General features: G+C 39.2%; 19 protein-coding genes and 1 riboswitch. Of the genes, 12 read left to right on the top strand and 7 right to left on the bottom strand.

Going from position 1 to position 19538, the window contains the following annotated elements:
- Nucleotides 1-5 precede the first annotated feature (5 nt).
- The 7 genes from AC3A54_RS15225 to AC3A54_RS15195 all read left to right on the top strand — a co-directional run bounded on the left by AC3A54_RS15225 (nucleotide 6) and on the right by AC3A54_RS15195 (nucleotide 11632).
- Nucleotides 6-1082 (top strand): carbamoyl phosphate synthase small subunit, encoded by a 1077-nt coding sequence (locus AC3A54_RS15225; RefSeq protein WP_487655170.1) that lies wholly within the window; start codon nucleotides 6-8, stop codon nucleotides 1080-1082.
- On the top strand, nucleotides 1069-4296 hold the full coding sequence (carB, locus tag AC3A54_RS15220) for a carbamoyl-phosphate synthase (glutamine-hydrolyzing) large subunit (protein WP_487655072.1): 3228 nt from the start codon (nucleotides 1069-1071) through the stop codon (nucleotides 4294-4296). The genes AC3A54_RS15225 and carB overlap by 14 nt, the downstream gene beginning before the upstream one ends.
- A complete protein-coding gene (argF, locus tag AC3A54_RS15215; RefSeq protein WP_487655071.1) occupies nucleotides 4289-5257 on the top strand; it encodes an ornithine carbamoyltransferase in 969 nt (322 codons plus the stop codon). Before carB ends, argF begins: the two co-directional genes overlap by 8 nt.
- 81 nt (nucleotides 5258-5338) lie before the next feature.
- On the top strand, nucleotides 5339-6550 hold the full coding sequence (locus AC3A54_RS15210; RefSeq protein ID WP_308080780.1) for an argininosuccinate synthase: 1212 nt from the start codon (nucleotides 5339-5341) through the stop codon (nucleotides 6548-6550).
- Nucleotides 6551-6805: 255 nt separating this feature from the next.
- Nucleotides 6806-8182 (top strand): argininosuccinate lyase, encoded by a 1377-nt coding sequence (gene argH / locus AC3A54_RS15205; RefSeq protein ID WP_487655070.1) that lies wholly within the window; start codon nucleotides 6806-6808, stop codon nucleotides 8180-8182.
- A 605-nt stretch (nucleotides 8183-8787) separates the two neighbouring features.
- Nucleotides 8788-8899, top strand: a riboswitch (SAM riboswitch).
- Nucleotides 8900-8940: 41 nt separating this feature from the next.
- On the top strand, nucleotides 8941-10224 hold the full coding sequence (locus AC3A54_RS15200) for a homoserine dehydrogenase (RefSeq protein WP_487655069.1): 1284 nt from the start codon (nucleotides 8941-8943) through the stop codon (nucleotides 10222-10224).
- A 913-nt stretch (nucleotides 10225-11137) separates the two neighbouring features.
- A complete protein-coding gene (locus AC3A54_RS15195) occupies nucleotides 11138-11632 on the top strand; it encodes a DoxX family membrane protein (protein WP_487655068.1) in 495 nt (164 codons plus the stop codon).
- 127 nt (nucleotides 11633-11759) lie between these two features.
- On the opposite strand, the gene AC3A54_RS15190 is transcribed toward AC3A54_RS15195, so the two are convergent.
- The 3 genes from AC3A54_RS15190 to AC3A54_RS15180 all read right to left on the bottom strand — a co-directional run bounded on the left by AC3A54_RS15190 (nucleotide 11760) and on the right by AC3A54_RS15180 (nucleotide 13242).
- On the bottom strand, nucleotides 11760-11945 hold the full coding sequence (locus AC3A54_RS15190; protein ID WP_308080776.1) for a YfhD family protein: 186 nt from the start codon (nucleotides 11943-11945) through the stop codon (nucleotides 11760-11762).
- Nucleotides 11946-12080: 135 nt separating this feature from the next.
- A complete protein-coding gene (locus tag AC3A54_RS15185) occupies nucleotides 12081-12215 on the bottom strand; it encodes a YfhE family protein (protein WP_308080775.1) in 135 nt (44 codons plus the stop codon).
- 121 nt (nucleotides 12216-12336) lie between these two features.
- Nucleotides 12337-13242 carry a TIGR01777 family oxidoreductase gene (locus tag AC3A54_RS15180; protein WP_487655067.1) on the bottom strand — a complete coding sequence of 302 codons (906 nt, stop codon included), beginning with the start codon at nucleotides 13240-13242 and terminating at the stop codon, nucleotides 12337-12339.
- A gap of 76 nt (nucleotides 13243-13318) precedes the next feature.
- Here AC3A54_RS15180 and recX point away from each other — a divergent pair, with 76 nt between their 5' ends.
- Nucleotides 13319-14140 (top strand): recombination regulator RecX, encoded by an 822-nt coding sequence (gene recX, locus AC3A54_RS15175; protein WP_487655066.1) that lies wholly within the window; start codon nucleotides 13319-13321, stop codon nucleotides 14138-14140.
- A 47-nt stretch (nucleotides 14141-14187) separates the two neighbouring features.
- Here recX and AC3A54_RS15170 read toward each other — a convergent pair whose 3' ends face one another.
- Entirely contained in the window at nucleotides 14188-14859 is a 672-nt protein-coding gene (locus tag AC3A54_RS15170) for an SDR family NAD(P)-dependent oxidoreductase (protein WP_487655065.1), read from the bottom strand.
- A gap of 90 nt (nucleotides 14860-14949) precedes the next feature.
- Between AC3A54_RS15170 and AC3A54_RS15165 the strand changes: the two genes are divergently transcribed.
- Nucleotides 14950-15273: a YfhH family protein gene (locus tag AC3A54_RS15165; RefSeq protein ID WP_487655064.1), complete on the top strand. Its 324-nt coding sequence runs from the start codon at nucleotides 14950-14952 to the stop codon at nucleotides 15271-15273.
- Nucleotides 15274-15319: 46 nt separating this feature from the next.
- On the opposite strand, the gene AC3A54_RS15160 is transcribed toward AC3A54_RS15165, so the two are convergent.
- Nucleotides 15320-15493: a small, acid-soluble spore protein K gene (locus AC3A54_RS15160; RefSeq protein ID WP_309866312.1), complete on the bottom strand. Its 174-nt coding sequence runs from the start codon at nucleotides 15491-15493 to the stop codon at nucleotides 15320-15322.
- 131 nt (nucleotides 15494-15624) lie between these two features.
- Between AC3A54_RS15160 and AC3A54_RS15155 the strand changes: the two genes are divergently transcribed.
- Entirely contained in the window at nucleotides 15625-15894 is a 270-nt protein-coding gene (locus AC3A54_RS15155) for a YfhJ family protein (RefSeq protein ID WP_487655063.1), read from the top strand.
- Nucleotides 15895-15933: 39 nt separating this feature from the next.
- Here AC3A54_RS15155 and AC3A54_RS15150 read toward each other — a convergent pair whose 3' ends face one another.
- Nucleotides 15934-16911: a metal-dependent hydrolase gene (locus AC3A54_RS15150; protein ID WP_487655062.1), complete on the bottom strand. Its 978-nt coding sequence runs from the start codon at nucleotides 16909-16911 to the stop codon at nucleotides 15934-15936.
- A 126-nt stretch (nucleotides 16912-17037) separates the two neighbouring features.
- On the opposite strand from AC3A54_RS15150, the gene mutY reads away from it, so the two are divergent.
- Nucleotides 17038-18141: an A/G-specific adenine glycosylase gene (mutY, locus tag AC3A54_RS15145; RefSeq protein ID WP_487655061.1), complete on the top strand. Its 1104-nt coding sequence runs from the start codon at nucleotides 17038-17040 to the stop codon at nucleotides 18139-18141.
- 73 nt (nucleotides 18142-18214) lie between these two features.
- Here the strand turns inward: mutY and AC3A54_RS15140 are convergent, their stop codons facing one another.
- Complete coding sequence (locus tag AC3A54_RS15140) at nucleotides 18215-18439, bottom strand: hypothetical protein (protein WP_335547391.1); 225 nt, start codon at nucleotides 18437-18439, stop codon at nucleotides 18215-18217.
- 156 nt (nucleotides 18440-18595) lie between these two features.
- On the opposite strand from AC3A54_RS15140, the gene fabL reads away from it, so the two are divergent.
- Nucleotides 18596-19345 (top strand): enoyl-[acyl-carrier-protein] reductase FabL, encoded by a 750-nt coding sequence (gene fabL, locus AC3A54_RS15135; RefSeq protein ID WP_309866301.1) that lies wholly within the window; start codon nucleotides 18596-18598, stop codon nucleotides 19343-19345.
- The last annotated feature ends 193 nt before the right edge of the window (nucleotides 19346-19538 follow it).

Raw genomic sequence — 19538 nt, 5'->3', positions numbered from 1 at the left:
TGTTTTTGGAACAGGGATACCTTACTTTGGAAACGGGAGAAGTGTTTGAAGGTGTACTAATTGGTGCAGAAAAGGATTCTCTCGGGGAAGTAGTTTTTAATACAAGTATGACTGGCTATCAGGAAATCATCACGGATCCATCCTACGCTGGGCAAATGATTACATTCTGCTATCCGATTATTGGAAGCTATGGAATCAATGCAATGGACGATGAAAGCATTACACCCGCTTTATCAGCGGTAATCATTAGTGATTTATGTGAAACACCAAGTCATTATCAATCCATTCACAAATTTTCAGAAAAATTGAAGCAGGCTGACGTTCCGGGAATCGCCGGTGTTGATACAAGGCTCCTTGTGAAAACCATTCGCAGCCGCGGGACAGTCAAAGGCTATTTAAGCAAAACAAAACAAGGAGATTTTTCTGCAAACGAAAAACCAACGTTATGGGTGGAGAAAGTATCCACTAAGAAGATGCAATATTTTAATAATAGAGGACCACATGTGGTATTAATGGACTACGGCTTTAAAAAGTCGATCCTTACTGCTCTATTAGAAGAAAATTGTGCAGTTACAGTGGTTCCTTACCATACCCCTTTTGAAAAAGTAAAATCCTTGAATCCTGATGGTGTTCTATTTAGCAACGGACCTGGAGATCCAATGGATTTAAAGAAATGGTTCCCGGAAATTAAAAAAATTAGCCAGCATTATCCTACACTTGGAATTTGTTTAGGCCACCAGCTAATCGCTTTAGCATATGGGGCAAAAACAGCAAAGCTTGCCTATGGTCATAGGGGCGGTAATCACCCGGTGAAAGAGATTATGACTGGAAAAGTGAAAATAACGGCACAAAATCATGGGTATGTCGTTGTTGACGATAGCATCGACCAAACGGTCTTTGATGTTACCTACAGAAATGTCAATGATCAATCAATTGAAGGACTAAAACATCATAGCTATCCAATCCAAACGGTGCAATTTCATCCGGAAGCACATCCCGGACCAAGCGATACCGCACACATTATTACAGAATTCGTAAGCCAGATAGCTTCATTGGGAGAGACCGTATATGCCATTAAATAAAAACTTAAAAAAAGTACTTGTCATTGGGTCTGGTCCGATTGTCATTGGTCAGGCAGCAGAATTTGATTATGCCGGAACACAAGCTTGTATCGCCTTGAAAGAGGAAGGAATTGAAGTTGTTTTAATTAATAATAATCCGGCAACCATTATGACTGATGAGGCCATTGCTGATAAGGTATATATTGAACCTTTAAACGTGGCTACCATCGAAAAAATCATTCAAAAAGAAAAACCCGATGGGGTCATTGGCACCCTAGGGGGGCAAACGGGCTTAAATTTAACCGTTCAACTATATGAACAAAAGATTTTAGAAAAATACGATGTAGAGCTATTAGGAACTTCGGTTGAATCGATCAAAAACGGTGAAGACAGAGAAAGATTCCGTAATCTCATGCTTACAATCGGTGAACCCATCCCTGAATCTGCGATTATTCACAGCTTCGAAGAAGGAGTACAGTTCGTTCAAGAAATCGGATTTCCAGTAATCATTCGCCCAGCCTATACATTAGGGGGAGAGGGCGGTGGCTTCGCTTACACCTTCGATGAACTTGAAATTGTTTTGAAAAAAGGGCTAGCTGCCAGTCCAATTGGTCAGGTACTGGTTGAAAAAAGTATTAAAGGCTGGAAGGAAATCGAGTACGAAGTCATGCGTGATGCAAATGACACGTGCATCATTGTGTGTAATATGGAAAACATGGATCCTGTAGGTGTTCATACAGGGGATTCCATTGTAGTTGCTCCGTCGCAGACACTGAATGACGTTCAATATCAAATGCTTCGTGATGTGTCCATTAAAGTCATTAGAGAATTAGCAATCATCGGAGGCTGTAATATTCAGTTTGCCCTCCACCCAGAATCCAATCAGTATTATATTATTGAAGTAAATCCAAGGGTGAGCCGTTCATCCGCACTTGCCTCAAAAGCAACGGGTTATCCGATTGCGCGGATGGCAGCAAAGTGTGCGATTGGGTATCATTTGGATGAAATTGTGAATCCAATAACAGGTAACACGTTTGCTTCATTTGAGCCAGCGATTGATTATATTGTGGTGAAACTACCTCGCTTCCCATTTGATAAGTTTCCAGAGGCAGACCGTACACTTGGAACGCAAATGAAAGCAACAGGTGAAGTAATGGCAATTGACCGCACATTTGAGGGAGCTCTAAACAAAGCGATTCGGTCGATGGAGATGAATGTGTATGGTCTTTGTCTTGAAGGGAATAAAACAGCAGAAGATGCCACCCTTTATGATCTTCTTACAAACGCAAATGACAGACGATTATTCATCATTGCCGAATGCTTTAGAAGAGGGATTACTCTTGAAAAAATACAGCAGTTAACCGAGATTGATCCATGGTTTTTGCACAAAATTAGTTCAATCGTTGCGATCGAAAAGGAATTGGCATCCTATAAATGGGAGCAAGTTCCCGTCCTCCTGCTTAAACAAGCAAAACGAAATAATGTGTCCGATAAACTTTTATCGGAAATATACGATATTCCTGAAAAACAAATTCGTAAAAAGTGGAAAGAATTAAACTTGAAACCTGGCTATAAAATGGTTGATACCTGTTCAGCAGAATTTGATGCTGTCACACCTTACTACTATTCTACGTGGCACGGTTTTGACGAAGTAGAAGTAACTGATAAGAAGAAAATTCTTGTTATTGGATCTGGTCCGATTCGAATTGGTCAAGGAATCGAATTTGATTATTGTTCTGTCCATGCGGCAAAAGCGATTAAGAAGAACGGCTATGAAGCAGTTGTCATAAATAACAATCCAGAGACAGTGAGCACAGACTATTCTGTTGCGGATCGTTTATATTTTGAACCTCTTGCAGCGGAAGATGTTCTGCATGTGATCGAGAAGGAAAAGGTTGACGGGGTCTTGATTCAGTTTGGCGGACAAACGGCAATTAATTTGGCCCATTCTTTAGAAGAAGAAGGAGTGACCATTTTAGGTACATCTGTTAAAAATGTCGATCGTTTAGAAGATCGAAAGGAATTTTATCAGCTGCTTGAAGACTTAAATATTCCCCATATTGAGGGTCAAACAGTCTCACATCCAGATGAATTGAAGGAAGCAGCAGAAAAATTAGGCTACCCAGTTCTTGTTCGTCCATCGTATGTAATTGGCGGTCAATCGATGTTTACTATTTTTTCAGAAGAAGAGCTTAGCCAATATATTGTACAGCTTGAGCAGAATTCACAGGCGTCCATGTGGCCTTTATTAGTAGATAAATTTTTACCTGGAGTAGAATGCGAGATTGATGTCATTTGCGACGGTGGAACGATTGTGGTTCCTGGTATATTTGAGCATATTGAAAAAGCTGGAGTCCACTCTGGTGATAGTATCACGGTTTTTCCGCCGATTTCTCTAACAGCAAAAGTCAAAGAAACATTAATTGATTATGCAGGGAAGATTGCCAAGTCAGCTTCTGTCATTGGTATGATGAACATTCAATTTGTTATCTATGAAGATGAAGTCTATGTACTAGAAGTGAACCCGCGCTCATCGAGAACCGTGCCGATTATCAGCAAGGTAACAGGCATACCAATGATTGAGTGGGCAACAAGTGTTCAATTAGGTCAATCGTTAACTAAATTATCACCAACCGAAGGGTTACTCGCTGAACCAAACTACTATTCTGTAAAAACACCAGTGTTTTCATCGAGTAAGTTAAAGGGTGTTGACCATGTGCTTGGACCAGAGATGAAATCAACCGGTGAAGCCTTGGGAATGGGAGTAACGTTTCAAGCTGCATTAGAAAAATCGATTCTCTCACTTGGTGAAGAGACAGAGAAGAATTATCTGTTTTGCTCCATCTCGGACCGTGAAAAGCCTGCTAGTCTTGCAATTATTGAACAATTTATCGATAAAAATTACAAAATTGCTGCTACAGAAGGAACTGCACTTTTCCTCCAGGATAACGGAATCCCTGTTGAGGTAGTGGTCAAGAATGATGCGGAAGTAAGTGAATTTTTCCGAAAGCAGTTAATTCAAGCAGTCATTAACATTCCAAATCAAGGTCGAAATAAAATGAAATTTGGTTTTCAAATTCGTGAGCATGCTGTTCGTTACAAAATCCCTGTATTTACCCATTTAGATACGATTGAGGCGACATTTGGTTTACAAAAAGGATCTCCATCGGATTATCAGGTACGAACGGTTAGTGAGTATTATACTATTGAAAAAGAAGGTGCCGTTCATGGTTGAAGCCATTAAATTGAACGAAAAAAGTAACCCGCAACTGAAGGGGAAAGATTTTTTACAGCTATCGGATTTCACTACTGATGAAATCCTTTACCTGTTAAATGATGCACTTGAACTAAAGCAAATGCAAAAGCAAGGGAAACCACAGCCTTTCTTAAATGGCAAAGTGTTAGGCATGATTTTTGAAAAATCATCTACCCGTACAAGGGTTTCATTTGAAGTAGGAATGCTGCAGCTTGGGGGGCATGCTATTTTCCTAAGTTCAAAGGACATTCAGCTCGGACGCGGGGAAAGTATTTCCGATACAGCTAAAGTGTTATCACGCTATGTAGATGGAATTATGATCCGAACGTTTTCACATGATTCTGTAAAAGAATTAGCAGAACATGCGACTGTTCCAGTGATTAATGGATTAACCGATTTACAGCACCCAACCCAGGTATTAGCTGACCTTTTAACCATTCTTGAGCACAAGGGGAAATTAGAAGGGTTAAAGCTTTGCTATATTGGAGACGGAAATAATAATATGGCTCATTCGTTAATGGAAGGGGCAGTCAAGGTAGGAATGGATGTTAGTATCGCCAGCCCGCCAGGTTATTTACCTGATGGGAAAATTACGGAGGCGGCAATTAAAGAGGGCTTACAAACGGGAAGTTCAGTTGTCATTACAAATAATCCACTTGAAGCGATTAAAGACGCGGATGTCGTGGTAACAGACGTCTGGACCAGCATGGGGCAGGAAGAAGAAACGGAAAAAAGATTAAAGGCGTTTGAAGGCTTTCAAGTCAATGAAGAACTATGCAAACAGGCTAAAGCTGATTATATCTTTTTACACTGTCTACCTGCTCATCGTGATGAAGAAGTAACGGGAGCTATTATTGACGGTACTCATTCAGTCGTGTTTGATGAAGCCGAGAATCGCCTGCATGCGCAAAAAGCAATTTTAAAACATTTATTAGCATAATAGTTTCACTTTTTGTGAGAGTTGTTGTATAATAATTCTATTGATTGAATAAAAATTCACAAAAGCACGAGGAGAATACAGATGGCAAAAGAAAAAATTGTTCTAGCATACTCAGGTGGTTTAGATACATCCGTTTCGGTTAAATGGATCCAGGAAAAATACGGTTATGATGTTATTGCTCTAGGTCTAGATGTAGGTGAAGGAAAAGACTTAGAAGCTATTAAAAATAAGGCGTTAAATGTTGGAGCCGTTAAAGCATATATGATCGATGCAAAAGAATTATTGGCAAAGGAATATATTTTACCAGCTTTAAAGGCTAATTGTTTATATGAAGGAAAGTATCCATTATCTTCAGCACTTTCCCGTCCACTTATTTCAAAACTATTAGTAGAGGTGGCGGAAAAAGAAGGGGCTAAAGCTGTTGCTCATGGCTGTACTGGAAAAGGCAATGACCAAGTCCGTTTCGAAGTGTCCATTCAAGCGTTAAACCCAAGTCTAAAGGTGGTTGCTCCGGTACGTGAATGGGGAATGACACGTGATGAAGAAATTAAGTATGCTGAGGAAAACGGTATTCCGATTCCAGTAGATTTAGATAATCCTTTTTCAATTGATGCAAACATTTGGGGACGTGCTTGTGAGGCTGGAGTGCTTGAAGATCCATGGGCAGAAGCGCCTGAAGCAGCATTCGATTGGACGAATCCGATTGAACTAACTCCAGATGCCGCTGAATATGTAGAAATTGAATTCGAACAAGGGGTTCCTGTTGCCCTCAATGGTGAGAAACTTCCACTAGTTCAGTTAATTGAGACGTTAAACGCACTGGGTGGTAAGCACGGTGTTGGCCGTATCGACCACATTGAAAATAGATTAGTAGGAATTAAATCAAGAGAAGTGTATGAAAATCCGGCTGCACTCATTTTAATCAATGCACATAAAGAGTTAGAGTTTTTAACATTAACTCGTGAGGTTACACAATTTAAGACTCAAGTGGAACAGCAGATGGCAAAGATTATTTATGAAGGTCTTTGGTATTCTCCTATCAAACCAGCGCTTGATGCGTTTATTGAAGAAACACAAAAGACTGTTACAGGAACGATTCGTGTAAAGCTTCATAAAGGAAATCACACAGTTGTAGGCCGTAAGTCGCCATTTAGCTTATACAACGAGGAGCTAGCGACCTATTCAAAAGGTGATGCATTCGATCACAATGCCGCTGTTGGCTTTATTAAGATTTGGGGCTTACCAACAAAGGTATATTCAGAGGTTACTAAAAAAGAAACGATTGTAAAATAATTCGGATTGCCCTCGAATCCTATTTCGGGGGCTATCTTCTTTCATTTTGGCTGTGTTAAAGAACATTGTTGATTATTATACTCTTTTGATTGGAGTGGAAGACGCGAAGACTCCTGTGGGAGTACGGGTCAGGGGAGACCCCGCAGGCGCAAGCGCCGAGGAGGCTCGCCGAAACGCCCACGGAAAGCGAAGCGTCTGGAGCGGAAATCAAAAGGCAATTTTAACAGAGCCTTTCATTTTAAGGAGGAGCAGGACATGTCTAAGTTATGGGGCGGACGATTTACAAAGGAAACCAACAAACTCGTAGAAGAATTTACAGCATCCATATCTTTTGATCAAAAGTTAGCAAAAGAGGATATTGCCGGAAGCCTGGCACATGTGCAAATGCTAGGTGAATGTGGCATTATCCCAGTTGAGGATGCTGAAAAAATTAAGGACGGACTTCTTGCCATTCAAAAAATGGTTCATGCAAACGAAGTGGAGTTTTTGGTAGAAGATGAAGATATTCACATGAATATCGAAAAGCTGTTGATAGAAAAAATCGGACCGGTTGGCGGTAAGCTACATACGGGTCGTAGCCGGAATGACCAAGTAGCTACAGATATGCACCTTTATTTAAGAACAAAAACGACGGAGCTTATTAAATTAATTGAAGATGTTCAGGAAGCTTTAGTCGAGCAGGCAAAAGAACATGTCCAAACCTTAATTCCAGGCTATACTCACCTCCAGCGTGCACAGCCTGTATCGTTTGCACACCATTTAATGGCATATTTTTGGATGTTCGAACGTGATAAAGAGAGATTGATGGATAGTCTGAAACGGGTGAACTGGCTTCCGCTTGGTTCGGGTGCACTGGCAGGGACTACTTTTCCTATCAATCGTGAACGTGTGGCAGAACTGTTAGGGTTCGAAACCGTGTATCCAAACAGTATGGATGCTGTCAGCGACCGCGATTTTATTCTTGAATTCTTATCAATTGGTTCTATCATCATGACGCATATTTCTCGTTTCTCCGAAGAATTAGTGATCTGGTCCAGCCAAGAATTCCAATTTGTTGAACTGGATGATTCCTTCTGTACAGGCTCGAGTATTATGCCGCAAAAGAAGAATCCAGACGTACCAGAGCTGCTTCGTGGAAAAACAGGCCGTACGTATGGCAATTTGATTGGGCTGCTGACTGTTTTGAAAGGTTTGCCGCTTGCCTACAATAAGGACTTACAAGAAGATAAAGAAGGTATGTTTGATACGGTAGAAACATTGGAAGGTTCTTTAAAACTATTGGCTCCAATGATTGAAACGATGACGGTTAAAAAAGATGTGATGCGTAAAGCAATTAACAACGACTTCTCGAATGCTACGGATATTGCCGATTATCTGGTAACTAAGGGGTTACCGTTCCGTGAGGCCCATGAGGTTATTGGAAAAATTGTTTTATACTCGATCCAGTCTAATAAGTTTTTGCTTGATTTAAGCTTTGAAGAATATCAAGATTTCAGTCCTTTATTTGAAGAGGATATTTACGAGGTTTTAGCCCCAGAACACGTAGTTGCGGTTCGAAATAGCTTTGGTGGTACGGCTCCAGAGCAGGTTGGGAAGCAAATCGAGCTTGCTGAGGGAAAACTGAAACGATAAAATGTGAGAAACCTGCCATTGGCAGGTTTCTTTTTGCTCATGAAAAGGGGCTGTATCGCGATATCTACACACTTTTGCGTTTTATCTACACATTTTTATAATATATCTACACAAATTCATGATATATCTACAAATTACCGATCCCCTTTTATTTATTTCAATGGAAAGATACAATAGTTTTATGAATATTGTGCTTGAGGAGTGATTTTCCATTAGCAGTTTTCTTTTTGATTTACTAATTGATCTAGCAGGGGGAGTCATTGAATTTTTCATTCCTGATTGGTCACCTAAATCGAAATTTGACAAGAATATAATCAGATTAAGGGAAGAAGACTGGTTTGCTACACTGGAAAAGGATGTTAGATACTCATATATCATTCACCAAAATAGAAAGGTGAAGCGGTTTTTAAGCATGGAGAAAAATATTAAAATGATTATCAGTATGGATTTTGAGAGGGGAAATTTTATCAATTTAGTAAAAGAAGAGCATGCCAAATTTACAGGTGTACGATCGTAATGAATTGAAAGAATATATTGACATTTAACATTACATCAACTAAAATTTTCTTTATAACTTGGAAATTTAATGAAAAATCAAATAAAAACTCTTATCCAGAGTGGTGGAGGGACTAGGCCCGATGAAACCCGGCAACCTTCAAGGTATTCCTTGAAAAGGTGCTAATTCCTGCAGGTTATTTTTAACCTGATAGATAAGAGGAGGAATCCAACCCTCTTCTTATTGAAGAGGGTTTTTCTTTTTGAAAAATAAACAGCTTCGTGTCAAAAATCGTGTAGTGAAGGGATGGATGTATGTGTCTGCAATCAAAGTAGCAATCCTTGGATTTGGAACAGTTGGTGAAGGAGTTTATCGAACAATACAATCACACAGTGAGGAGCTTACAGCTACATTGGGCAAAAAGGTTGAAGTTGCCGCTGTTCTCATCAGAAACACGCAAAAGAAAAGAAATATTAGTGAAAATGTATTAGTAACAACAGAATTTGCGGATATCTTAAATCTCGAACAGCTTGATGTTGTTGTGGAGGCTATTGTCGATAAAGAGCCGACATTTACATTTTTAAAATCAGCCATACAGCGGGGCTGCCACATCATTACAGCAAATAAGGAAATGTTTGCCCATCACGGGAAAGAACTTCTTGATCTTGCAGCAGAGAAAAAGGTTTCTGTTGGATTTGAAGCAACCGTAGCAGGTGGAATTCCCGTTATTCAAACACTTAGACAGCTTTTAAATATTAATCGTGTCAAGCAGGTCAGAGGAATTCTAAATGGAACCTCCAATTTTATTCTTACCGAAATGAGGGAGAAAAAGCAGTCATTTGCACAGGCGTTAATATTAGCCCAAGAGAATGGCTATGCTGAAGCTGACCCAACAAATGATGTGGAGGGCTTTGATGCCTTTTATAAAACCATGATTTTAAGCAGACTTGCATTTGGAGAAGAACCTAATTGGCAGGAGGTTGAACGTGAGGGGATCACGTCAATCACAAGTGAATTGATTGATGCTGTCGATAGGGCAGAACTACGGTTCAAACATATTGCGAGTATCACAAGGCTGGACGGTCAAATAAAAGCAACGGTCAAACCAGCTCTTGTGGGAAAAGAGCATCCATTTTATCATGTAGAAGGCGTTCAGAACGCAGTAAATGTCCAATCGGATATTGTAGGTGAAATTACGCTTCAGGGGCCGGGAGCTGGAATGTTTCCTACGGCGAGTGCTGTCATTGAGGATTTAGTCTATGTGTGTCAAAATTCCCCAGTTAAACAGAATAATACGTGTTCTCAAGTAGCGGTAACGGGGTTTAGTAAGAGTGACAAGAAGGAAACGTGGCTGGTGCATGGAGTGATGCATAAACAGGTGACTCCTTCCATTACTTGGATTGAAGAAGTGGCGGAGGAAACGTTTGTAATCAAAGCGACAGATAGAGAAATTGGCCTTTTGGCCAAACAAAATAATCTTATCTATTATCCGATTATAGGAGAATATGAGAGAGTGAAACAAATAAAAACGCTTAAGGCTTTATAAGAGTCTACAAATAATGAAAGAGCTATATGGCTCTTTTTTTTATTTTAAGAAAGCCAGGCTCTAGATCTACTTTTTTCAGAGAGAAGAAGGAAAAAGTAGAAGTAGCAAGGCTCTAGATCTACTTTTTTCAGAGAAAAGAAGAAAAAAGTAAAAGTAGCGAGGTTCTAGATCTACTTTTTTCAGAGAGAAGAAGGAAAAAGTAGAAGTAGCAAGGCTCTAGATCTACTTTTTATAGAGAGAAGAAGGGAAAAGTAGAAGTAGCAAGGCTCTAGATCTACTTTTTATAGAGAAAAGAAGGAAAAAGTAGAAGTAACAAGGGGCTCTAGATCTACTTTTTATAGAGAAAAGAAGGAAACAGTAGAAGTAGCAAGGCTCTAGATCTACTTTTTTCAGAGAAAAGAAGAAAAAAGTAAAAGTAGCGAGGTTCTAGATCTACTTTTATCAGGGAGAAGAAGGAAAAAGTAGAAGTAGCAAACTTCTAAATCTACTTTTTTTATTTGAACAAGATGTAGAAATTTAATTCAATAGTCACGGATATTCCGTGTTTATCCACCGCATTATCCACATCAAAAGTCCTGTTTTAAAGGTATTCCACAGACTTATTCACAATATCCACAAAAATCAGAATAATTATCCACAAGTATCTAATATTAACAACTTATTAAGTTCACATATTATTCAACTTTCTAACATTAATATGTTAAGAAACTGTGAAAGCCGTTGTCATTTAAAGTACAGGAGAGTATATTATAAGTGTAGAGAAGATAGTGAAACAATTCACAAACAAAGAAACACAAACTAACTTCCCTATACGACACAGCTAGCTGAACACCCCTCATCGAAAGGGGAAAGAACTTATCATTACACTTTATTGTGAAAGTGTTCACAAATAAAATAATTGGAGATGATTGTGATGAGATGGTATAAAACCCCTCAAGCAGCCGTTGTTTGGACAGTTCTAAGAGTTTGGCTTGGATTACAATGGATTGAAGCAGGATATCATAAATTAACCGGTGAATTTGATGCTGGCGGATTTTTAAAAGGTGCACTCGCAAATGCAACGGGTGATCATCCAGCAGTGCAAGCATGGTACGCAGATTTCTTACAACAATTTGCTATTCCAAATGTTCAAATCTTTAACGTATTAATTCCTTGGGGAGAATTACTTGTTGGTTTAGGATTAGTTGTTGGATTAGCCACTCTTCCAGCATTAATCGCCGGTGCATTTATGAACTTAAACTTCATGCTGGCAGGCACAACAAGCACGAACCCAATTCTTTATACAGCAGCAATGATCCTTCTATTCGTAGGAACTGGAGCTTACCTCTTCGGTCTTGACCGATACACAGTTCCGTTTATCAAAGGCTATTTCCAAAAGACACCTGTAAAAAATGTGAACACTAATTAACAGTATAACGAGTTCTAACAGCTCAGCACGCTGAAGCCTCTCATTAGAGCTCGCTGATATACCATTTATTTCCCCCCTTTTATATACTTTAAGAAGCAGGGCAAAGCCTGCTTCTCTTTTTTTATTCTTATCTTTTCTTATTCTTCACACGCTGGTTAGCGGCATTAGCACGGGCTTGTGCTTCAAGATCTGCATGATCAGCAAATTCTTGTGAGTATTCTACATCATTTCCATCTGTTTTCATATTTTTCGGTGTTTGTGGAAGTGATGCTTTATTATTTTTGTGAGAACCTCCATTATGCATTCGACCCATTACTAAAACCCCTTTCAATTTCAGCTAGAGGGAGAAAGATATCTCTCACTCCCTAATAGCTTTTACAATTTGAAAGGGGCTCATTAATGGAAAAACTTTAAATTAATTTTTTGTATACGTATGGAATTCCGTCACTTACAGCTTAGTTTTGCTGTCATGATAGCCGGCAGCACGGTCAGCCATCTTAAAATCACGCTGGTATAAAACCTCTTGTGTACTTGTTAAGGTATATTTACCTCTACCCAAATCTTTTTTCTTTTTTCCCGCCATTTTGCTCATTCCTTTCAACATTTTTTGTTTGTTAATTGTCATCAAGCTAAGTGGTAAAAATGAAGCACTAAATATGTACTTATTTCCATTTTTACCTTTTAAGAAAGGAATGATACTTTTTTTAGGAAAATATATTTTTTAATGCTTTTTCTAAAGTAGGGTACTGGAATTGGAATCCATGATCTAAAAGTTTATTCGGTAAAACCTTTTGCCCATCTACCACTAAGGTGCTCATTTCACCAAGGAGCAAACGAAGGGCGAAACTAGGAACAGGAAGCCAGTGCGGTCGATGCAATACTTGAGCAAGTGTCTTGCCCAAATCGCTCATCATCACAGGATTTGGAGCAGTGAAATTTACAGGGCCTTGAATTTGTTTATTTTCCATTGCAAAAATAATACCTTTTACTACATCCTCAAGGTGAATCCATGACATCCACTGTTTGCCACTTCCAATATTGCCTCCTATAAACCACTTATAAGGCATCAGCATCTTAGGAAGAGCTCCAGCATCCTTTTCAAGAATGATACCAAATCTGCATAAGACCGTTCTAATTCCTAATGAAACCGCCTTGCTCGCTTCTTGTTCCCAGTTTACGACTGTTTCTGCTAAAAAATCCGTGCCTAGTTTTTCGTTATTTTCAGTAAAAACTTTTGTTTCTGATGTTCCGTATATACCAATCGCACTGGCGTTAATAAGCACCTGCGGTTTCCGGTCTAATTGGTTTACTATGTCCAGGACTGCATCAACTGCTTCCATTCGACTAGATAAAATTTTACTTTTTCTCTCTTCGGTCCAGCGCCCACTGTTAATCGATTCACCTGCGAGGTTTATAAAGATATCCGTATCTTGGAGGTCTATAACAGGGTTCGCATTATCAGTTAACCACTGCGTATATCGAATGTTGGCCTTCTCGTTAGATTTTCTTGCTCGGCGAGTTAAAATAACTATTTCATGTTCATACTTACTTAGTTCATTGACAAGTGCCCTCCCAACAAAGCCTGTTCCACCTGCAATTGCAATTTTCATGTAGAAGACCTCCTTTTGCTTTATTTTACCTTATTTTAATAAAAAAGTATGGTAAAGTGGAAGTGAGGTGAAGGAAATGGCCATTATTACGAAAATCACCACACAGCAAAAAAATGTAGACCGTTTTAACGTTTTTATGGATTATGGTAAGGGCAAGGGTGAAGAATTTGCCTTTAGTGTCGACAGCGATGTGTTAATTAAATTCAATTTAAAAAAAGGGATGGAGCTTGATGATTTTTCTTTCTTGGAAATTCAGTATCAAGACGATATCCGTAAGGCCTACAACTTAGCGGTCAATTATCTGGTAAGAAGGATGAGGTCGGAAAAAGAAATCAAGGATTACCTTTTAAAAAAGGAACTTGATGAACCCGTCATTAACGAGGTTCTCCATCGGTTAATCTCGCAAAAATATATTAATGATCAGGAATATGCCTTGGCTTATGTAAGGACGCAGGCGAATACGACAGATAAAGGTCCTGATTTAATTAAGTTAGAGTTAAAAGAAAAAGGGATTGGAGAGGCGACTCTTATGCAAGCATTAGAGGAGTATCCTCGAGAGCAGCAAATTGAAAAAGCAACAAAAATGAGTGAGAAATTTTTTCAAAGAAATTCAAAGGAATCTTTAAAAATTCAGAAGCAGAAGCTAGAAAATTTACTCTTACGAAAAGGGTATCCTTTTGAGGTCATAGGAATTGCCGTGAATGAAACAAAAGTTGAAAAAGAAGATGATGAGGAAATGGGAGCTGTTCGCTTCCAAGGTGAAAAAGCTCATAGAAAATATGCTCACTTAAGTGGATTTGAATATCAACAAAAGATGAAGCAGGCCTTATATCGTAAAGGATTTTCAATGGATAATATCGAGAGATTTCTTTCTGATTTAGAAAGTGAAGAAAATTAAAGAGTAGGGGACAGACTGAGTGGAGCCTGTCCCCTTATTTATTAGCTTTATTTACTCTCAATAATAATAGAATCCTGATCGATTTGATCCATAATAATTTCTGCTACTTCTTTAGGCGATCTAAAACGTGATTTGTCTGAAACATGAGAGCTTTCGTCCCAAAAGGGGGTGTCCATCCCGCCCATGTACACTGCATTAAATTTGATTCCAGAACCTTCGTATTCTTTTTGTAGACTTTCCGTAAATCCTCTTACAGCAAATTTGCTGGCAACATACACTGCTTCGTTTACTTTCCCACGCAAGCCAGCAGTAGAAATAATATTCATTATTCGGCCTTCTCCATTTTGGGATAAAAGTGGAAGAATGGCTTTTGTCATCAAAATCGTTCCCCATACATTCGTCTCAAGCATTTCTTTTATTTGTGTATCGTCCATCTCGGTAAACGGTCCAAAATGACCGACACCTGCGTTGTTGACCAAGCCAGCAACTTGATAGCGTTCGTTAAGCCCATTTAATTTTGAAACCACATCTTCATTGTTGGAGATATCCACTGATAAAAGATCAGCTTTTCCACCTAGTGCTTCAATTTCTTGTTTGGCTTCCACTAATTTTTCAACTGTTCTTCCAACTAATAAAAGATGAAAGCCCTTTTTCGAAAATAAGAAAGCTAATTCTTTGCCTAAGCCTGATCCTGCCCCAGTTACAATCATTGTTTTCATGGTGTGCTCTCCTTTGTGTGAGTTTTAAGCCTTTATTAATCCTATAAAAATTACTATACTAAAAAAAGAAGATAAAGGGGAGTGAATTGGATGCAGCAGGAGAAACGGTACAGTGATATGACAGAACATGAGTTAAAACAGGAAATTGCTTCACTTCAAGAAAAAGCACGAAAAGCTGAACAAATGGGAATGGTTAGTGAGTTTGCGGTGCTTGAAAGAAAGGTACAAATGGCAAGAGCGTATCTGATTAATCCCGAATCGTTTCAACCAGGCGAAATATATGAAATTGAAGGCGATCCTGGCCAATATTTTAAAATAGATTATATGAACGGTGTGTTTGCTTGGGGATATCGATTAAAAGGCGATGGAAAAGAAGAAGCTCTCCCGATTTCTATGTTAAAAGGGCTAAAATGATGACAAACCAGAGAGAGTTCTCTGGCTTGTCTTATTAAACGGGTAGTTATGAATACTGAGGGGATTCGTCATCTCGTTCCCCTGAAGCACGCATACGCTCTTGTGGATGGGTATTGATGGTGCCATCGGCTCTTTTAGAAGCATATTCTGCTTTCGCTCTTGGCTCGCCCTCTAACTTGTTATTATTTTGATTGGGGAAATTCGTTTCTTTATTTCTCATGCTGTACCTCCATTTTGGGAATGAGAAAAACGTGAAAAGCAAAGGCGGCATCTCAGTGCTTACCACGTAATGTTAGTATTCGCGCTTTTCACATGGGTTATGTTATAAGAAAATGGCAATGAGGTGAGTGTATGAAAGTGTATCAGGAAGAATTAATAAGGTTGTTGTTAGAAAAAAATAACGAATTATCCTTTGACCAAGCAAGGACCTGGGTGGAATTGCTTTGGGATGACTTTGAAACCAGTTATGCAAAAGCTGGCAGGGAGTATAAGGGCAGTGAAATGACTGAGAAAATTGTGAGGCAATGGATTGAGAATTATGGAAATAGACTTCATGATTTCATCGCCACCAATCCGAAATATAAACATTTTTTAAATCAGGAGAAGAATCAAACAAATTAAAAGAAAACTCGCCACAACGAGTTTTCTTTTTTCATGATATCAACTTATGATACTTAGTTTTTTTCTTAGTTTTTTCTCACTAAACACCCAACCTGTATAGGAACTAATCGGATTTAAATCGCAATCTAACTGAACCACGGCGACGAACGGGTAGTGCCCATTGCTTCGGTAGCGAAGATCAATGAAGCGCACCTCGTAAAAATTATCGTATTCATCCACTTCCCATCGGTAAACAGGGGAGAAGGAAAGAAAGGCGGACAGATTTTTATCTTTTTTGGCTGCCTCAATAACAGGTGTTTTGGGTACAGGAATACGTTTGAAGTGATCTAAGATTTCCACTTTACCGTCGACTGCTCTACCTACAAAAAATTGTTTCTTGTTCATAGCGGCAATCCGCCAATGATGAAACTTCATAGTAGGAGCGATAATAATTTCCGTTGCATCTGGAATCAAAGTTCTTACTTCCACTAATACTCTTTTCTTGGCTTGATATCGCTTTAGATAGTAGCCGAAGATGACTAAATACATGATGGAAAAAGTAATACCGGGATTTGCTCCAAAAACCCAAATGAGAATTCCAACAACATGAATCCCAAAGATAAATGGGTCAAAGGTATTGATTACCCCTAATGCAACCCATTTTGAGGAAAAAGGTCGCAAAGCTTGCGTTCCGTAGGCATTAAAGATATCAACGAAAACATGAATAAATACTGCAGCAAAGGTCCAAGCCCATAGATGAAGAAGATTAGCATCAGGGAACAAAGGATAAACCACGGCTAAAATCACAAGCGGCCATAATAGAACCGCCGGAATAGAATGAGTAACTCCTCGATGATTACGAATATAGATAGCATTATTTCTAAGCTTTAAAACCGTGTCAATATCTGGTATTTGTGATCCGGCGATTGTTGCAATCAACACACTGGTAGCAGTGGCATGGCTGCTTGCTACAACAGGGTCAAGTGTGGCAAGACCGCCAAGAGCAATGCCCATTACAACATGAGTTCCAGTATCCAAAAGGATAGCCTCCTTCTATGAATTAGGTTCTTGTCAAAATCGACAAATTCGCTTATTGTAAAACGAAATGCATATTATTATATTCCCTTTTTTCATTGTGTTTAACAATCTGGAGGACTAAAAGTTATGATAATTGAACAAGAAAATTCAAAAAAAATCAATATAAATGCTTTTCAAAATGATCTCATTTCGTGGTTTAAAGCTGAACAACGAGACCTACCTTGGAGAAAGGACCAGGATCCCTACAAGGTTTGGGTTTCAGAAATCATGTTACAACAAACAAGAGTCGACACAGTTATACCCTATTTTAATCGTTTTATCGAATGGTTTCCCACAATTGAAGACTTAGCGGAAGCAGAAGAGGAGAAAGTCTTAAAGGCTTGGGAGGGTCTTGGCTATTATTCCAGAGTTAGAAATCTTCAATCAGCGGTTAGGGAAGTAAAAGAGAAATATAATGGGGAAGTGCCGAACACACCAGAGGATATTTCCTCTCTTAAGGGAGTGGGGCCCTATACTGCGGGTGCCATTTTAAGCATTGCCTATGGAATTCCAGAGCCAGCAGTTGATGGAAATGTGATGAGGGTATTATCACGAATTTTGTTAATTCGTGAGGATATTGCGAAGGCTTCTTCAAGGAAGATTTTTGAAAAAGCAGTTCGAGATATCATTTCACATGAAGATCCCTCTGCATTTAACCAAGCATTAATGGAATTGGGGGCTTTGATTTGTACACCGACTTCTCCCTCTTGTTTATTATGTCCTGTTCGTGAGCATTGCCATGCTTTTCATGAAGGTGTCCAACAAGAACTTCCAATCAAAACGAAAAAGGTCAAAACACGAGATGTTCAACTAGCAGCAGCGGTCGTTGAAGACGAGGATGGGAAAATACTCATTCATAAACGGCCAGCTAGTGGCCTACTTGCTAATTTATGGGAGTTTCCAACTGTCGAGCTTCATCACCCATTACAAAATGATCGAAAGCAGATTGTTGAATTGTTTAAACAATCATTGGATTTAGACATTCAATTTGGGCAGATAATCGGACAAATTGAACATGTTTTTTCGCACCTAGTATGGAATATCAAGGTGTATACCGGTACTGTTAAACATTTTGTTCCGGAAAGTGAAGAGTGGAAATTTGTATCACTCGAAGAAATGAAAGAATACGCCTTTCCTGTCCCATATCAAAAAATGTTCAAGCTGTCTCAAGACCATAAAAACCATGAATAGGGGGTCAGCCCCCACTAGAAAAACATTATCTAGTGGGGGCTGACCCTTTTTTGAATTTCAGCCAAACCTATTTTTAATCGTACGTAATTTTAGTCCCGTGTGTATAATCTGCTTCCTGTCTTTTCATGCCACCGCGGTTTTCAATTTCTTCGATGATTTCTCGATGAATGGTTTGCCCCTCGCTGTTTAAATAAGGGACTATTTGCTGCAATGAATGATGAAAAAAAGCAAGCTCACTATTCTGCCAATCCGTCTTAGGCATCATGGAAAGCTCAGTCATATCTCTTCCTACATACATAATTTTCACCCTCCTTTCAAATCATTTTGCCATTAGTTTTCTATATTAATTGTCTTCTATTCATGGAAAAGCTAAAATGAAATGAAAAGCGCGCAGCTATGCGTGGGAGATACACACTTAACCAATTTGAACTTGAAAATAGAAGGGAATAGAAGAATGACACAAAAAGTAGCATTAATAACTGGAAGCAGTAGGGGAATTGGAAAAGCGACTGCCTTAAAATTGGCTGAGGCAGGCTATGATATTGTTATTAACTATGCCAGAAGTAAAAAAGGGGCCTTAGAAACGGCTGAACAAGTAGAGGCATTAGGTAGAAAGGCTTTCATTGTAAAAGCTAATGTTGGTGACGTAGCTAAGATTAAAGACATGTTTGCTCAAATTGAACAGGAGTTTGGCCGGTTAGATGTATTCGTTAACAATGCAGCTTCTGGTGTGCAGCGTCCTGTTATGGAGCTTGAAGAGTCTCATTGGGATTGGACGTTGAATATTAATAGCAAAGCATTATTATTTTGTGCACAAGAAGCAGCAAAACTGATGGAGAGAAATGGCGGAGGGAAAATTGTTAGCATAAGCTCACTTGGATCCATACGTTACTTAGAAAATTACACAGTAGTGGGTGTTTCGAAAGCAGCTCTTGAGGCGTTAACGAGATATTTAGCTGTCGAATTGGCTCCGAAAAATATTATTGTCAATGCGGTTTCTGGCGGTGCTGTTGACACGGAAGCATTAAAACATTTTCCAAATCGCGAAGAATTGCTGCAAGAAGCAAAAGAGAAGACGCCAGCAGGAAGAATGGTGGAAATCGAAGATATGGTTAACTGTATCATGTTCCTTTTATCAGAAGATTCAAGCATGATTAGAGGGCAAACGATCATTGTTGATGGAGGAATCTCTTTACTGGTTTAAATTATTGGCTCTGTTAAACTTGCCTGTTGATTTCCGCTCCAGGCACTTCGCTTTCCGTGGGTGTTTCGGCGAGCCTCCTCGGCGCAAGCGCCTGCGGGGTCTCCCCTGAACCATACTCCCACAGGAGTCTTCGTGCCTTCCGCTCCAATCAACAGGGTGTAAAAATCAACACTGCTCTTTAACACAGCCAAAT

The organism is Neobacillus sp. Soil_C_43 (assembly GCF_057656715.1).
This window is presented reverse-complemented; position numbering and strand designations above follow the sequence as displayed.

Coding starts and splice junctions, on each gene's coding strand:
- carB (WP_487655072.1), top strand. CDS start 1,069: ATGCCATTAAATAAAAACTTAAAAAAAGTACTTGTCATTGGGTCTGGT.
- argF (WP_487655071.1), top strand. CDS start 4,289: ATGGTTGAAGCCATTAAATTGAACGAAAAAAGTAACCCGCAACTGAAG.
- AC3A54_RS15210 (WP_308080780.1), top strand. CDS start 5,339: ATGGCAAAAGAAAAAATTGTTCTAGCATACTCAGGTGGTTTAGATACA.
- argH (WP_487655070.1), top strand. CDS start 6,806: ATGTCTAAGTTATGGGGCGGACGATTTACAAAGGAAACCAACAAACTC.
- AC3A54_RS15195 (WP_487655068.1), top strand. CDS start 11,138: ATGAGATGGTATAAAACCCCTCAAGCAGCCGTTGTTTGGACAGTTCTA.
- AC3A54_RS15190 (WP_308080776.1), bottom strand. CDS start 11,945: ATGGGTCGAATGCATAATGGAGGTTCTCACAAAAATAATAAAGCATCA.
- AC3A54_RS15185 (WP_308080775.1), bottom strand. CDS start 12,215: ATGGCGGGAAAAAAGAAAAAAGATTTGGGTAGAGGTAAATATACCTTA.
- AC3A54_RS15180 (WP_487655067.1), bottom strand. CDS start 13,242: ATGAAAATTGCAATTGCAGGTGGAACAGGCTTTGTTGGGAGGGCACTT.
- recX (WP_487655066.1), top strand. CDS start 13,319: ATGGCCATTATTACGAAAATCACCACACAGCAAAAAAATGTAGACCGT.
- AC3A54_RS15170 (WP_487655065.1), bottom strand. CDS start 14,859: ATGAAAACAATGATTGTAACTGGGGCAGGATCAGGCTTAGGCAAAGAA.
- AC3A54_RS15165 (WP_487655064.1), top strand. CDS start 14,950: ATGCAGCAGGAGAAACGGTACAGTGATATGACAGAACATGAGTTAAAA.
- AC3A54_RS15160 (WP_309866312.1), bottom strand. CDS start 15,493: ATGAGAAATAAAGAAACGAATTTCCCCAATCAAAATAATAACAAGTTA.
- AC3A54_RS15155 (WP_487655063.1), top strand. CDS start 15,625: ATGAAAGTGTATCAGGAAGAATTAATAAGGTTGTTGTTAGAAAAAAAT.
- mutY (WP_487655061.1), top strand. CDS start 17,038: ATGATAATTGAACAAGAAAATTCAAAAAAAATCAATATAAATGCTTTT.
- AC3A54_RS15140 (WP_335547391.1), bottom strand. CDS start 18,439: ATGTATGTAGGAAGAGATATGACTGAGCTTTCCATGATGCCTAAGACG.
- fabL (WP_309866301.1), top strand. CDS start 18,596: ATGACACAAAAAGTAGCATTAATAACTGGAAGCAGTAGGGGAATTGGA.